Source organism: uncultured Flavobacterium sp., assembly GCF_963925415.1.
In the GTDB taxonomy this organism is placed as follows: Bacteria; Bacteroidota; Bacteroidia; order Flavobacteriales; family Flavobacteriaceae; genus Flavobacterium.
Map to the genome: position 1 here is coordinate 1 of NZ_CAWUTS010000034.1, position 16,233 is coordinate 16,233.

Genomic DNA, 16,233 nt, shown 5'->3' on the forward strand with positions numbered 1-16,233 from the left:
AAACGGCGATCGAAGCACATCGATTGGCTAAGCCCTATTGCATGGGAACGTTGTATTGGCAATTCAATGATTGTTGGCCGGTTGCATCTTGGAGTTCATTAGATTACTATGGAAATTGGAAAGCCTTTCACTATCAAGTAAAACACAGTTATGAAAATGTATTAATTTCGGTTCAAGCAGAAAAAGATGAATATAAAATATTTATTATAAATGATAATTTAGAAAATTGTTTGGGAAACTTAAAAATACAGCATATTGATTTTAAAGGTAAAATACTTTTAGAAAATAATTTAAAAGTTAAGGTGTATTTAAATTCAAGTGAACCTTATTTTACGGTTTTGAAAAAAGATATTTTAAAAGGCCTTTTAAAAAATACGGCATTAAAAATTGAATTTACCTCAGATAAATATTCAGCTAAAAAGGTATTTTATTTTGTAAAACCAAAAGATTTAGAATTATCAAAGCCAACTATTTTAATAAAAAAAATAGATGATGTGACTTTTGAAATCACCTCTGATGTGTTGACAAAGAACATCTGCTTATCAACAGATAAAAAGGTACATTTTAGTGATAATTTTTTTGATGTTTTGCCCAACCAAGTATATAAAATTATCATGTCAAAACCATCAGAACATATTAAAGTTAAAAGTTTATTTGATACATTAAATTAAATATGTTTTCCTTTTTTCCAACCGGTTTTGGTTAAGTATTTTTTGGCACTTTCCACAGCACCCTCTTCCACAGTTGTACCCATAGAATCGTTCCATCTATTTAAATAACCAAATAAAGAAATAACACCCAGCATTTCAACTATTTCTCCTTCATTCCAGTGATTGTATAGTTTAGTTTTAATGTTTTCGTCCACTGCGTTTGGAATGACAGAAGCGGCTAATGCAAAATCTAATGCCACACGTTCTGCGTCAGAAAAAGCAGGATGTGTATTGTATTCCCAAATATGGTCTAATTGTTCTTGATCTGCTCCGTAACGTTCGGCAGCCCTAATAGTATGTGCTTGACAATATCTACAACCAGCTGCGTTACTGCTAACCCATCCAATCATTCGTTTTAATGCAGAGGTAACCCTGCCATTATTTTCCATAACAGCCATGTTCAAATTGATAAAAGCTTTTGAAATGGCGGGTCTGTGTTGCATCGTTAGAACCGAATTAGGACAAAAACCTAACGTTTCATTAAAAAAAGCAGCTAATTCTTTGGTTTTTTTATCGTGATCGGGTGATAATGGCGTTACTAATGGCATAGTTTTTATTTTTTAGATAAAAAAAACCCTTTAATAAGGGTTTTTTGTAGAATTAAAATAATCCGTTTATTTCAGCATTAATTTTATTAACAATTTCTCCCAAATCTTCAGGATTGTTCACATAATCTATATTGTCAACATCAATTATTAATAATTTGCTTTTATCATAATTGTGAATCCAAGCTTCATAACGTTCATTAAGGCGACTTAAATAATCTATTGAAATGGTGTTTTCGTATTCTCGTCCTCTTTTGTGTATTTGATTTACTAAATTAGGAATAGAACTTCTTAAATAAATCAATAGATCAGGAGGGCCAACAAGGCCTTCCATCAATTCAAATAAAGAACTGTAATTTTTAAAATCTCTATTTGTCATTAAACCCATGGCATGAAGATTGGGTGCAAAAATATGCGCATCCTCATAAATTGTTCTGTCTTGAATAATTTTTTTACCACTTTCTCTAATTTGCAATACTTGCCGAAAACGGCTGTTTAAGAAATAAATTTGCAAATTAAAACTCCATCGTTCCATTTGGTGATAAAAATCATCAAGATAAGGATTGTCTACTACATCTTCGTAATGAGGCTCCCATTTAAATTGTTTGGCTAGTAATCTAGTTAACGTTGTCTTTCCTGCTCCAATGTTTCCTGCTATTGCTACATGCATTATAGTAAATCAATTTTATAATTAATAATTTTAGTATCTGTAAAAATAGATAAAATTCCGTTTGTATAGTAATGATTTGTAAAGCTTTTTTCAACTAAATTAATTTTTTGTAATGTTTGGTTCTTTACATGGAATAAAAACAGATTATTATTCTTTTTAAATATGACGTTAGAAGCATCAATAATCTGAATAAAATCATAATCTGGAATAGTGCCTAGGGTTTGAATAGCTCCAAAAATTGAAATGCTATAAAAATGATTTTCGTTATCTATCCAATAAAAATAATTATAATTACTATAATAGTCTTTTATAACGGAATTTATAACGGTAGAAATTGTATTGTTCGTATTTGTTTTAAAATCATACAAGCTAAATTTTTGCGTAAAAATATCAAACAACCATAATTTATTTTGAGCTGCTAACCCAAAAACACTTATGTTTATTGGAATATCAAATAGGTTTCCATTAATTATTTGAATTTCATTGAGTTGATTGTCTAGCAAAACGATTGCATTAAAATCTGTATAAAAAATAACTATTTGAAGGGGGTTTAAAATGCAAACAGTTTTTATTCTCCCAAAAGATATGTTTTGATAATAATATGATTTTGAAAGATTCGTTTTAATTAATGTGTTTTTTGATATGTAATAATCAGCTTCTAGAATATCTTTTCCAATATATGTGTCAGCTTTAATGATTAAGGAATCAATAATATGGCACTCAATATCTGCTTGAGCCCAAGAAAAAAAAGGAAGAAAAAGGACAATAAATAAAATTATTTTTTTCATCATATTAAACCATTTGCTGGTTGTAAAGTCTAAATATACAATATTTAACATATTTTTTTAACATATTGAAGTAACAATTTTAAGATTTAAGTGTCAAATAAAACAATATCTGCTTCATTTAAAAATTAACGCAATATTACCTACAAATATTAGTCTGAGACTAAAGAAAACTAGTAAAAATGAAAAATACAATTTTAGCATTGTTGTTTATTGCAACTGCATGTGTTCAAGCTCAAGATTTTCAAGGAATGGCTGTCTATCAATCAAAAACCAGCACATCAGAAATGATGAAAAATTTTGGTGGAAGTGGAAGAGATATTACTCCGGAGCAAATGAAAAATTTTGAAAATAGAATGAAAAAAATGTTTGAAAAAACCTTTGTTCTAAACTTTGATAAATCAGCTTCAATCTATAAAGAAGAAGAAAAACTAGATGCGCCAGGTCAAAATGGTAGTGGTGGACGAATGATGTCATCTATGATGGGTGGTGGTGGCACACAGTATAAAGATGTAAAAGGGAAAACATATGCTGTTGACAAAGAATTTTTTGGAAAAGAATTTTTAATAAAAGACAGTTTACCTTCTTATAAATGGCAAATGTCTTCTGAATCTAAAAAAATTGGCGAATATACATGTTATAAAGCAACTGCTATTATAGCAACCGAAGCATCAGACTTTAGAAACTTTAGAATGCGTGATACCAATAAAGAAAAAGAACAAAAAACTAAAGACTCAACAGCCGCTAATAAAAAAACTAATTTTATGGATGGCATAGAGCAAATCAAAGATAAAACCATAACGGCTTGGTATGCTCCTGAAATTCCTATAAACCAAGGGCCAGACAAATATTGGGGTTTGCCGGGTTTAATTTTAGAAGTCAATGACGGTACAACTATAATTTTATGTTCCAAATTAGCTTTAAATGTTAAAGAGAAAGCAGATATTAAAGAACCTAAAACAGGCAAAGTAGTTACCCAAAAAGAATATGACGATACAGTTATCAAAAAAACACAAGAAATGCGTGAAATGTATCGTGGTCGCAGCGGAAGCGGCAGATAATTTTTACAAAATTTAAAAACAAAATAAATAATGAAAATTTCAATAAGCCTTTTATTCTTGTCTTTTATAAATTTATGTTTGGGACAAAAATTTCAAGCAACAGCCTATTATGCATCTCAAACACAAATGAAAAACTTTAATATCACAAGTCCTGATATGACTCCTGCAATGCAAGAAAAATTGATGGCTGTCATGAAAAAATCATTTGAGGAAACATATGTGCTTAATTTCACAAATTTTGAATCCCTTTATCAAAAAGAACAAAAATTAGAAGTTCCAAATACAAATAATGGCAGCGTTAATTTTAAAATGATAACTTCTGGAAATAACGAGTCTAAACTTTATAAAAATTTTAAAAACAAGCAATTCATTACAAATGAAGATATTTTTGGAAAAGAATTTTTAATAACAGACTCTTTAAAAATTTTCAACTGGAAATTAATAAACGAACAAAAGAAAATTGGAAATTATACCTGTTACAAAGCACAAATAATTAAACCAGTTACAGATGAAGATTTAAAAGAATATGAAGAAATAAAGAAAAAACAAGAATTAGGGAAAACAAGTTTTTTTATTATGAACGAGCCAAAAGAAGAAATTATTGAAGCCTGGTATACATTGGATATTCCAGTTTCAAACGGGCCAGGAAAATATTGGGGTTTGCCGGGTTTAATTCTCGAATTACATGAAGGTAGTACAACTTTATTATGCTCTAAAATTGTATTAAACCCTAAAGACACAATTGAAATTAAAGCACCAAAAAACGGTAAAAAAGTCAATCAAAAAAAGTTTGATAAAATTCAAGAAGATAAGTTAAATAGCATGAAGGACGGTGATGGCGTTATTCAAATAAAAATGAATTAATCGTACTTTATCTTAGAGCTAATAATAAACCATTTTCAGAAATTATAAGCGTTCTTTTTAATAATTTAAAATATTAGTTTATAACCTCTACCACGACTGTTGATTATTTCTACAGTTGGGTCGAGGTTTAATTTTTTGCGTAATTTTGTAATAAATACATCCATACTTCTGCCGCTAAAAAAATCATCGTTTTGCCAAATGGTATTTAAAATTAATGCTCTTTCAGTGATTTCACCTTTATTGTGCGCTAATAATTCAAGTAATGAGGTCTCTCTGTTTGTTAATCTGAAGATTTTATTATCGTATTTTAAATGTTGTTTTTCAACATTAAATTCATATTTGCCAATATTTAAAATTATTTTTTTAGCAATTTGTTGGCTTCTGTTCGATAAAGATATTATTCTTACAATTAATTCTTCTATACTAAAGGGCTTTTTAATATAATCATTACAGCCTATTTTAAATCCTTTTATTACATCTTCTGTTCGCGACATAGCAGTTAGAAATAAAATAGGTATTTCTTTGTTAATTTGTCTAATTTCTCCAGCAAGAGTAAAGCCATCTTTTTTAGGCATCATAATGTCAAGTACTAAAACATCAAAAGAATACTTCATAAATGTTTTAAAACCAATTTCCCCATTTTCACATAAAGTAACAGTAAAATTTCTGTTCTCTAAACTTTCTTTAATTATAAGTCCTAAAGATGCTTCGTCTTCGGCTAGTAATATTTTAATTTTCATATGGTAAAGTAATTCTAAAAGTTGTTTTATTTGTATTAATTAAAGTTAAGGAGCCGTAATGTTTTTCTAGTATAATCTTTGAAAAATAAAGACCTATACCATAACCTTTAATATCATGAATGTTTCCTTTAGGAATTCTATAAAATTTATCGAAAATAGCTTTTTCTTCATATTTTGGAATATTATTACCATTGTCAGTTACATCAATTAATATATTATTATCTGTAATTTGAGTTGTTATCGTTATAGCTTCTCCTCCATATTTAATGCTATTATCGATTAAGTTTAAAAAAACATTTTCAAGATAAAATGGATCTGCCCAAAACAGTAAATGGTTCAAATCGTTTAAAAAAGATATTTTTTTAGTTGTTATTGTTTGGTGCTTTTCTACTATTATGTTTATAAAAGAAATCAAGTCTAATTGTTCATAATTTAGTTTAAGTTCGTCTGTGTTTAACGTTGCTGTTTCTAGTATTTTTTCAACCATGTTTTCTAATTTAGAAAGTTGACTTACAGATATTGAAATATATTTTTTATTTTTTTCAATGTCATTTAATGGATTAAAATTACTCATTGCTTCTAGTGCAGTAGAAATTGTTGTTATTGGTGTTTTAAATTCATGGGTTATATTATTTATAAAATCGTTTTTAATTTCATCAATTCTTTTCTGTTTGTTAATAATATGTAACATAAAAAACAAACAGCTAATTACTGCTATTAAAAAAACAAAAGACAAAATTATTTCGTTACCCATTCTTTGAAACAACATTAAATTAGAATAATTAAAATGTAAAACAAGTGTTTCAGATGGTTTAAAAAACGAAGATTTTGAAACAATTTTTTGATGAAAATCTTCTTTATTTTTAGTGAAATAATTAATTAAAGAATCATTTTTCATATGTTTAAATCCATAGTTTAAGTGAATTTTTTTTCGATTTAATTCGGTCTTAAAAATGGAGTCAACAATATTGTATTTGATAGAATCACTAGAAAAAGAAATCACAAAACGATTCGGAAGCTGTTTAGTGTTTCTGATTTCATCATAAGCTTGTTTCCCTTTTAGGACTTTAAATAAAGATTTTTTTTTTGATTTTTGTAAAAATGTATTTGATCCATCTTTTACGTTTTCTGTTTTTTCTGTTTGATTAGACTTGTCAGTTTCTGAAGCAAAATTAATTTCTGAATCTAGTATAATCATACTGACAAAATCTTTCGTTTTTAGATTTTCATCAGTACTCACTATGCTAATCATTTCCTCTTTTGACTCTTCATTAAAATAAGTTTCTAAAGTTCTATCAAAAGCAATTTGAATTTCATTAGAAAGGCTAGTTGTATTTGATATATAGTTTTTATAATTCCAATAAACCTGTAAACTTATAGTTGCTAGAATTATAGCACTAATAAGAAAGAATATTTTTTGGGTGCTTATTTTCATATTTCAAAAGTAATGTCTTTTTTTTAAAATAATAGGTCGTTAACATACGTTAACAAAGATTAACCAAATTTTAGTTTTTTAATTTTTTTCTTTGTACCATAAATTTAAAACAATTAAATCATGAGACAATTAAAAGTAAGTTTGCCGTTTACCTTTACAAATGCAATAAAAAGAATTACACAAGGTTTTCACGTTAGAAATTCCATGGATAATCAAAAAACAAATTTAGTGTGCTATGTAAATAATAAAAATAAAAGAAGTATTTATACAGTAATGCTATCTCTTTTGTTGACATTTTCATACGGCAATGTGTTATTAAAAAATAGTCAGACAAACATTGTAAATTATACTTTGTCATGGAATGGTGAATCGTCAAAAGTTAAAGTTAATATAAAATTACCTACTTTAGGAAAAAAAGAAATTACACTTTTCTATTCACCAAACCCATTTGATCCCTACTCGAGTGCAAATGCGATTGAAAACTTTAGTGTGGCTGCTGGTGTTACTTTTGAACAAGATAGGAATGCTTATTACATTCATAATACCAGCGGACGTGATGTAGTGGAAATTAGCTATACACTAAATGCTGAAAATACAAATGACGGAAAAACCATACCCCTTAATGAAGCCATGGCAATGAATGGCGAAGCTATGGTGAAAAAAGATTACTTGAAACTGCTTGGAAGACATTTTTTATTGTTTTCACAAGAGGAAGATATCTCAAAATTAGACCATTCTGTATCTTGGACAGATGTTCCTAGTAAATTTAATACTTTTGATTTAACAAAAAACAAAACCTTATCTATATATGAACTTATGGGTTCTCTTTATTTGTTTTCTGAACATTTAAAAACAGACTCTTTTATGGTTCAAAACATTCCTCATTACATTTTAAATACAGAGGAGAAATTTTCTGAAAACCAAGCAATTATTAAAAATGCGGTACAAAAAGTAATGCCAGAAACTATGCGATTTTTTAACGATTATGATTTTTCCCATTACTTTGTATATTGTAAAAACACCTCGGCTATTCCTAAAGAAGACCTTACAAAGTTTAGTAACAAAGGTTTTTTCTCTGCAGAAGCCTTTCAAAATGGTTTTTTGGGCACTTTTATTGGTGAGATAGGTTTTCAAGAAGCTCTAGTTGTAGTGCATGAGTCCATTCACAGATGGCTCATATCTCTAGGCGGAAGTTTTGATCATTTATGGTTTAATGAAGGCTTTACAGAGTATATAACACTTTATACAGGTGGTAGTTCTGGTTTTTTAGATGCCAGTCAGTTTGAAGAAATTTTTAACTACAATTTTAAAGCATACTATACAAATTTTAAGAAACTTCCGCCAGAAAATCGTACTAATAAATTTATTCAAGAAAACGTAAGATTAGATCAAAGTGCGATGGTTATTAATTACCCAAAAGGATTTATTTTTGCATTCTATCTGGACAATAAAATCAGACTAGCATCAAATGGAACTAAGACTATTCGAGACTTAATGATAGACTATAATAAGGAGCGAAAGAATGCAAATCTTCCATTTGGATTAAACATATCATTAGAAACTTTTGAAAAACTTGTTTCTGCTTATATACCAAGTTCAGAAGTAAGATCCAGTATAAAAAAATATATAGAAGATGGAGATTATATAAATTTTAATACAGAAAAGCTAATAGAAGGTATTTCTATTTCAACAAAAGAGGATTCTGCTCCTGTTTTTAAATTTACAGATGAAAAAAACCTCAAGTTGCTGTATTCATTTTAAAAACAAAACACTTTTATTAAAAAAAAATATGATACGATTAACATTAAGCTTACTAGTTATTTGTACAGTAACATTCAAAAGTATAGGACAAGACTTTCAAGGATTAGCTATATATTCTTCAAAAAAGCAATTAAATGTAGAAGAATTGGAATTCCAAAGTGATAACAGAATGACTCCAGACATCCAAGCTGAGATAAAAGCCCAAATAGCTAAAGCGTTTGAAAAAACATATGTTTTAAATTTTAACAAATTTGAATCTTTTTATGAAGAAGATCAAAAACTAAGTAATCCTACTATGGGAAATTCAGGAATTCAGATGCAATTTGATGGCGAGAATAGGGCTAAAATTTATAAAAATTTAAAAGAACAAAAGTATTTGTCTGAGGAAAATATTTTTGGAAAGGATTTTTTGGTAGTAGATTCATTGCCGAAAATGAATTGGACCATAGAACCCGAGCAAAAGAAAATAGGAATTTATACATGCTATAAGGCAATTTTAATTATCCCTGTTACCGACGAAGATAAAAAATTATATGAAGAGTTGGTCAAGAACCAAGATATAGAAAAGACTAATTTTATGACTCTTGTAGAGCCTGCAGAAGAAACAGTAGAGGCTTGGTTTACATTAGATATACCTGTGTCTAATGGGCCTGACATGTATGGTGGCTTACCAGGATTAATATTAGAATTACATGCAAATGAAACCGTTTTTCTTTGCTCAAAAATAATATTGAATACTACTGAAAAAATAACAATAAAAGCCCCCAAATCAGGTAAAAAAGTAACGCAAAAAGAATTTGATACAATAAAACATGAAAGAATAAATCAAATGATGTATGATCAACAAAATGATGAGAATACGATTATTATTACACGTTAACATTCGTATATAAAAAATTTAAACCTTTTTTAGATTTTGTAGTCAAAGTGTATCATATACTGTAACAAAAATTATAAAAACAGACTTATGTACTTACACTAACCTCTTAAAAGTTAAAATGAAAAATCACCTCTTATTTGTTTGTTTGCTTGTTGTATCATTTTGTTTTTCTCAAAATATTCGTTTTGAAGGAACAGTAAAAGACTCTACTAACACAGCTTTAGAAATGGCTAACGTAATGGCAATTAATAACGATACAAAAGCCATGGATGCATATGCCATTACTAATGACGCGGGTAAATTTCAATTAAATTTAACAGCCAACGCATCTTATACTTTAAAATTTAGCTATATAGGCTTTCAATCTCTTGAAAAACAAGTTCAAACACTCGACAAACAAATGAACTTTAATATTGTTTTAAAAGAAGGCAATATGCTTAGCGAAATAGAGTTGGTTTATGAAATGCCTGTTTCTATCTCGGGAGATACTATAATTTACAATTCAGACTCGTTTACAAATGGAACCGAACGAAAATTAGAAGATGTATTAAAAAAACTACCAGGAGTTGAGGTAGATGCTGATGGAAATATTACTGTAGAAGGTAAGTCAGTTCAAAAAGTAATGGTAGAAGGGAAAGATTTTTTTGATGGTGACACAAAAATTGCTACCAAAAACATTCCAGCTAATGCATTAGATAAAATTCAAGTTCTAAGAAATTACAATGAGGTTTCTAACTTAAAAGGATTAGAAAACAACGAAGAAAGCATTGCCATAAATATAAAACTTAAAGAAGGGAAAAAGAATTTTTGGTTTGGAGATGTAACTCTAGGTGGTGGACATGGAGTTGACACAGATAGATATTTGATTAATCCAAAATTATTCTATTATAATCCTAAGTTTAGTGTTAATGTTATCAGTAATTTCAATAACATTGGAGAATTGCCACTAACAACGAGAGACTACTTTAAGTTTACTGGTGGCTTTAAAAACATGATGAGAAAAGGACGGACTAATTTTAATATAGCATCTAACGATCTAGGAATTGGAAACTTAAATAACAATGAAGCTGCAAATATTGAAACTAAATTTGGCGCAGCAAACTTTAGCTATAACCCTTCTAAGGCTTTAACATTTAGTGGTTTTGCAATTCTTTTAGGAAACAAATCACAAACACAAACAAATACGATTACACAAAGACCTGATCCTTTGCCAGACGAAACGAAACAAAATGTAACCAACCAATTGAGTACACAAACTTTACTTAAATTAAGTTCCAGTTATGTACCTTCAGAAAAACTACATATTGATTATGATGTTTTAATGAAATTTTCTGACCAAAAAGAAGATCAAACTTTATTTTCGTCTGTTTTGGCTGATGTGTATACCAACAAAAATCAAAACCCTTTATCATTAAATCAAAACTTCAACTATTACTACACGCTAAATGACAAAAACGTTTTTGCATTTGAAATTCAGCATTTGTTTCAAGAAGAAGACCCTTTTTATAATGCCAATTTAGAAACACAACCCTTTTTGTTTTCAGGGTATACAACCGGACAAACACAAAATGACATCAGTCAAAGCCGCTTTGTAAAAACAAACAAAGCTGACACTAAATTTGATTACTATTATATGTTGACGCCAAAAAGTAATATTAATGTTACCCTAGGAAGTACTTATTCAAATCAAAACTTTAATTCGGCTATTTATCAAACTTTAGATAGTGGTGCACTAAATAATTTGACAGATGTTGAAAATAACAACGATGTCGACTATAGGTTTAATGATGTTTTTTTAGGATTACACTACAAATTTATTAAGGGCAAATTTACAGTAACACCTGGCTTTAGTTTGCATAATTACAGTACAAAAGACAAGCAGTTAGGAACATCAACAAGTATGAATTTTACGCGTTTATTACCCGACCTGTATGCTTTGTATCAAATAAAAAAATCAGAAACTATAACTTATGAGTTCTCTTTGCAAAATAACTTTACAGATATTACAAAACTAGCTGAAGGGTTTATTTTTTCGAATTACAACAATCTTTTCAGCGGAAATAGAGCTTTAGAAAACTCACTTTCTCAATCTCATGTATTGCGTTATTTTAAATATAATATGTTTAATTTTGAAAATATATTTGCAAATATTCGATATACAAAACAAACAGATGCTATAAAAAACAAAGCTCTGCTAGAGGGTGTAAACCAAGTTTCATCTTCGGTTAATATAGATTCAAATTTTGCCGATGAAACCTTTTCTGGCTCGTTTAATTATGGACGTTCTTTTGCCAAATATTATAAAGCTTCTGCGGGTCTAAATATGAATTGGAGTAAATTTAATAACATTAGAGTACAGCCCTCACAACCCGATGTAATACAAACAACGGAATCATTTACACAAAATTATAACTTCAAGTTTTCAACTAATTATAAAAACATTCCAAACATTTCCTTGGGATATGGCTACACAATAAACGACAACTTTTCTGATGTGTTTTATACAGATAGTCCTACACTTGGGCTCGAATATTTTTTCTTAGATGCTTTCTCATTAGTTTCTGATTATAGTTTTTATCACAACAGAAACAAAGCAAAAACCATCGATACAGAATATGACTTCTTAAGCGCCAGTTTAGTATATCAAAAGAAAGATAGCAAATGGGAATATAAAATATCAGGAACAAACTTACTAGAAACTAAAGCATTAAACAATAACAGTTTCAACCAAATCGCAGGAATCAGCACCTTTTCAAGTTATGTAGTTCAACCGCGATATGTAATTTTAAGTTTAAAATATAATTTATAGGACACCTTCACCAGTTAAAATCTGGTGTTGTGCTTTCGGCATTCGTTTTTTTGTTGTTTAAAAAAATCAAATAACAAAACTCCAAGAACGCCTTAGTTACTAACACAAAAAAAAACCTGATTCCTTAAAAGAATCAGGTTTTTTTGTGCATTTTAATAAGTAAGTTTAAAGGCCAAAAGCAGTTTTAACTTGATCAACAAAATCTAGTTTTTCCCAGGTAAACAATTCTACTGTAACTGTTTTTTGAAGACCACCAGGAGCCGAAAATGTTTTGGTTACCGTTTCAGGAGTTCTTCCCATATGTCCATAAGCAGCAGTTTCACTATATATAGGATTTCTTAATTTTAATCGTTGTTCTATAAAGTAAGGGCGCATATCAAAAACAGACTCAACTATTTTGCTAATCTCACCATCAGTTAAATCTAGTTTAGATGTCCCATAAGTTACCACATTAATAGATGTTGGCTTAGCCACACCAATCGCATATGAAACTTGTACCAAAACTTCATCACATAAACCAGCCGCTACTAAGTTTTTAGCAATATGTCGGGTAGCATAAGCACCACTTCGGTCCACTTTACTAGGATCCTTACCAGAAAAAGCACCCCCACCATGTGCTCCTTTTCCGCCATAGGTATCTACAATTATTTTTCTTCCTGTTAAACCAGTATCACCATGAGGCCCGCCAATTACAAATTTTCCAGTTGGATTAATGTGATACGTGATGTCATCATTAAATAAATGTGAATATTGAGGGTATTGTACCTTTATTCTTGGAATTAAAATAGAAACTAAATCACTTTTAATTTTAGCTAGCATTTCCGATTCTGGAGCAAAATCATCATGCTGAGTTGATATAACTATAGCATCAATTCTTACTGGCTTGTTGTCGTCAGAGTATTCTAAAGTAACTTGAGATTTTGCATCAGGTCTCAAATATTTAATTTCGTTATTCTCTCTTCTTAGTTGAGCTAATTCTTTTAATAAAGCATGAGACAAATCTAATGCTAATGGCATATAATTTTCTGTTTCATTAGTAGCGTATCCAAACATCATGCCTTGGTCACCAGCGCCTTGGTCTTCTTTATTGGCTCGATCAACTCCTTGATTAATATCAGATGATTGCTCATGAATGGCAGATAAAATACCGCATGAATCTGCTTCAAACATATATTCACTTTTGGTGTAGCCAATTTTTTTAATTACATCTCTTGCAATTTGTTGAACGTCTAAATAGGTGTTAGATTTAACTTCTCCAGCTAATATAACTTGACCTGTTGTTACTAAAGTTTCACAAGCCACCTTTGATTCTGAATCAAAAGCTAAAAAGTTGTCAATTAATGCATCACTAATTTGATCTGCTACTTTGTCTGGATGTCCTTCACTAACAGATTCAGACGTAAATAAATAAGCCATATTTTAAAATTTAAGTTAATTTTATAATGGAAAAAAAGTAGAAAAATTGCAGGTATAGACTAAAGAAGAGTTTCTGCTTTAGCATTTTTTTAATGAGGTTGCAATCAGTCAAATTTTTCCTCTAATTATATTGCAAATGTATAAAGACTATTTGAATTGAAAAAATATTATTAAACATTTATGATTTTTATATGTTTTTATAGCTTTTACCTCTACTTTACATTTACAAAAAATAAAACTACAAAAAGATATATGTACAGAAAATAAAACCAAATAAAACCATAAAATAAAATATATTAGAAAAAATTTCTTAAATTAAAATTAATTTATATCTTTGACCCATCAAAAATTAGATAAAATGAATTTAACAATGTGCAATATGTGTATGATTATGTGGAAACCTCCGCAGAGCATTTCTTTTGCATAATTTTAAATTATTAAAATATAACAAAAAAAACCTCTGCAAATCGCAGAGGTTTTTTTTTATAACAAAAACAAAATGAAAATAAAATGAAAATAATAATTAACAAAATGATGATGTGCTGTATAAACGTTTACGCTATGTGCTGCATGTGTCATCACTATTGCCTATTAAGGAAAATTTAATTGTAGTTAATCTATAATTCATAAAGTTCCTTTGGCAAATAAGCTAAAAGGAACTTTTTCATTTAAACTAAAATTGTTTCAGAATCTAAATTATAAAAAAAACCATATTAATATTTAAATACACAAAAATGAGTACACAAAAATTTTCAACAAACGCTTTACATGCTGGACATGACGTAACAAAAAATGCAGGAACAAGAGCCGTTCCTATTTATCAAACATCTTCCTACGTTTTTAACAATTCAGATCATGCTGCTAATTTATTTGGCTTAACTGAAGCAGGATTTATTTACACAAGGTTAAATAATCCAACAAATGACATTCTAGAACAACGATTGTCAACTCTTGAAGGTGGTATAGGTGCCGTAGTAACGGCCTCTGGAACAGCAGCAATAGCAACCACACTTTTAGTTTTGCTAAAAGCAGGTGATCATATTGTTGCCTCAAGCAGTCTTTATGGAGGTACATATAATTTATTAAAAGTCACTTTACCAAGATTAGGAATTACAACTACGTTTGTAGACCCCTCAAATCCAGAAAATTTTAGAAAGGCAGCCAAAGAAAATACGAGGGCATTCTTTGTAGAAAGCTTAGGTAATCCAAAATTAGATGTTTTAGATTTAGCTTCAATTTCAAAAGAAGCGAAAGCCTATAAAGTGCCTTTTATTGTAGATAATACCGTAGCAACACCTTACTTGCTTAATCCTATTAAACATGGTGCTGATATTGTAATTCATTCCCTTACAAAATACATAACAGGAAATGGAACTTCACTAGGAGGGGTTATTATTGATTCTGGAAAATTTGATTGGAGTAATGGAAAATTTCCTGAATTTACAGAACCATCAGCAGGGTATCATGGATTAAAGTATTACGAAGTTTTAGGAGAGGCGTCATTTATTGCTAAAGTTAGAATTGAGGGACTAAGAGATTTTGGCGCAGCTTTAAGCCCATTTAATGCTTTTCAAACAATTCAAGGTCTAGAAACTTTAGAATTAAGAATAAAAAAACATTCAGAGAATGCGTTAGCTTTAGCAAAATGGTTAGAAAATCAAGCGGGTGTTGCTTGGGTAAATTATCCAGGATTAGAATCTTCAAAATATAAAGCCTTGGCGGATAAATATTTACCAGAAGGAAAAAGCGGAATTGTAACTTTTGGTTTAAATGGTGGATTTGAAGCTGCAAAACAAGTGGCAGATCAAACTAAAATATTTTCTTTGTTAGCTAATATTGGAGATACAAAATCACTAATTATTCATCCTGCAAGTACTACACACCAACAATTATCTGAAGCTGAACAAGAATCAACGGGAGTTACAAAAGATTTGATTCGTTTGTCTGTAGGTTTAGAAGATATTGAAGATTTAAAAGCTGATTTAAAGGAAGTTTTCATTTCAATTAACAACTCACAAAAAGTATAATTATGGCACTCAAGACTGTAAATGTTCTTGGTTTTTCACGAAGAGGAGAACAATTTTTAGTAAAAACTAGTGAATTCGACATTCGAATCAGTAAAAACAAACACCACAAAGCACTTGATGCGCCAAGTCCAATTGAATATATTTTAGCAGGTTATGCCGGCTGTATTAATGCTGTTGGCGTTGTTGTAGCAAAAGAGTTAAATATTGTTATAGAGTCACTGCAAGTTGAAATATCTGGAGACATCAATACTGATAAATATTATGGAATTGAAACAAATGAAAGAGCGGGATTTAATAAAATTGATGTTATAGTAAAAGCAAATTCGGATGCTTCATATAAAGATCTGCAAAATTGGTTGTCTATAGTAGAAAGTAGATGCCCTGTTTATGATAACTTAATAAACCTAACACCAATAAATGTTAGTTTAATTAATGAATTTGAAGTTATCTCATCAACTTAATTGTTTTAAGAAATGAACTGCCTTTGTCAAATATGCACACAAAGGCAGTTTAAAATAAACTTTAAAAGA

Annotated in this window: 14 protein-coding genes; 8 read left to right on the top strand and 6 right to left on the bottom strand. The window is 29.3% G+C overall.

Translation table 11 applies throughout. From position 1 onward, the window contains the following. Positions 1–671 (top strand): glycoside hydrolase family 2 protein (locus tag AABM47_RS02460; RefSeq protein ID WP_338409339.1); only part of this gene is annotated, 671 nt, incomplete at its 5' end. On the opposite strand, the gene AABM47_RS02465 is transcribed toward AABM47_RS02460, so the two are convergent. The 3 genes from AABM47_RS02465 to AABM47_RS02475 are packed head-to-tail and all read right to left on the bottom strand — an operon-like array spanning position 668 to position 2,764. Next, complete coding sequence (locus AABM47_RS02465; RefSeq protein WP_338409340.1) at positions 668–1,258, bottom strand: carboxymuconolactone decarboxylase family protein; 591 nt, start codon at positions 1,256–1,258, stop codon at positions 668–670. The genes AABM47_RS02460 and AABM47_RS02465 overlap by 4 nt on opposite strands. A gap of 52 nt (positions 1,259–1,310) precedes the next feature. After that, positions 1,311–1,925 carry a deoxynucleoside kinase gene (locus AABM47_RS02470; RefSeq protein ID WP_338409341.1) on the bottom strand — a complete coding sequence of 205 codons (615 nt, stop codon included), beginning with the start codon at positions 1,923–1,925 and terminating at the stop codon, positions 1,311–1,313. Next, positions 1,925–2,764 (bottom strand): hypothetical protein, encoded by an 840-nt coding sequence (locus tag AABM47_RS02475; RefSeq protein ID WP_338409342.1) that lies wholly within the window; start codon positions 2,762–2,764, stop codon positions 1,925–1,927. Before AABM47_RS02475 ends, AABM47_RS02470 begins: the two co-directional genes overlap by 1 nt. Before the next feature lie 128 nt (positions 2,765–2,892). On the opposite strand from AABM47_RS02475, the gene AABM47_RS02480 reads away from it, so the two are divergent. Then, on the top strand, positions 2,893–3,771 hold the full coding sequence (locus AABM47_RS02480) for a GLPGLI family protein (RefSeq protein ID WP_338409343.1): 879 nt from the start codon (positions 2,893–2,895) through the stop codon (positions 3,769–3,771). A 30-nt stretch (positions 3,772–3,801) separates the two neighbouring features. Beyond that, complete coding sequence (locus AABM47_RS02485) at positions 3,802–4,635, top strand: GLPGLI family protein (RefSeq protein WP_338409344.1); 834 nt, start codon at positions 3,802–3,804, stop codon at positions 4,633–4,635. Between the two features lie 65 nt (positions 4,636–4,700). On the opposite strand, the gene AABM47_RS02490 is transcribed toward AABM47_RS02485, so the two are convergent. Next, positions 4,701–5,375, bottom strand: coding sequence for a response regulator transcription factor (locus tag AABM47_RS02490; protein WP_338409345.1), 675 nt, complete (start codon positions 5,373–5,375; stop codon positions 4,701–4,703). Beyond that, on the bottom strand, positions 5,365–6,810 hold the full coding sequence (locus AABM47_RS02495; RefSeq protein ID WP_338409346.1) for an ATP-binding protein: 1,446 nt from the start codon (positions 6,808–6,810) through the stop codon (positions 5,365–5,367). The genes AABM47_RS02490 and AABM47_RS02495 overlap by 11 nt, the downstream gene beginning before the upstream one ends. A 120-nt stretch (positions 6,811–6,930) precedes the next feature. Between AABM47_RS02495 and AABM47_RS02500 the strand changes: the two genes are divergently transcribed. From AABM47_RS02500 to AABM47_RS02510, 3 genes are all read left to right on the top strand, one after another. Next, positions 6,931–8,571 (top strand): hypothetical protein, encoded by a 1,641-nt coding sequence (locus AABM47_RS02500; protein ID WP_338409347.1) that lies wholly within the window; start codon positions 6,931–6,933, stop codon positions 8,569–8,571. 28 nt (positions 8,572–8,599) lie between these two features. Next, positions 8,600–9,451: a GLPGLI family protein gene (locus AABM47_RS02505; RefSeq protein WP_338409348.1), complete on the top strand. Its 852-nt coding sequence runs from the start codon at positions 8,600–8,602 to the stop codon at positions 9,449–9,451. A gap of 118 nt (positions 9,452–9,569) precedes the next feature. Then, the gene (locus AABM47_RS02510; RefSeq protein ID WP_338409349.1) at positions 9,570–12,260 is read left to right on the top strand and encodes a carboxypeptidase-like regulatory domain-containing protein; all 2,691 of its coding nucleotides are present in this window, start codon (positions 9,570–9,572) and stop codon (positions 12,258–12,260) included. A 165-nt stretch (positions 12,261–12,425) separates the two neighbouring features. Here AABM47_RS02510 and metK read toward each other — a convergent pair whose 3' ends face one another. Next, on the bottom strand, positions 12,426–13,676 hold the full coding sequence (gene metK, locus AABM47_RS02515; protein WP_338409350.1) for a methionine adenosyltransferase: 1,251 nt from the start codon (positions 13,674–13,676) through the stop codon (positions 12,426–12,428). Between the two features lie 734 nt (positions 13,677–14,410). On the opposite strand from metK, the gene AABM47_RS02520 reads away from it, so the two are divergent. Together AABM47_RS02520 and AABM47_RS02525 are read left to right on the top strand one after the other, a co-directional pair. Next, the gene (locus tag AABM47_RS02520; RefSeq protein WP_338409351.1) at positions 14,411–15,703 is read left to right on the top strand and encodes a PLP-dependent transferase; all 1,293 of its coding nucleotides are present in this window, start codon (positions 14,411–14,413) and stop codon (positions 15,701–15,703) included. Positions 15,704–15,705: 2 nt separating this feature from the next. Then, positions 15,706–16,164, top strand: a complete 459-nt coding sequence (locus AABM47_RS02525) for an OsmC family protein (RefSeq protein WP_338409352.1) — start codon at positions 15,706–15,708, stop codon at positions 16,162–16,164. Positions 16,165–16,233: the final 69 nt, after the last annotated feature.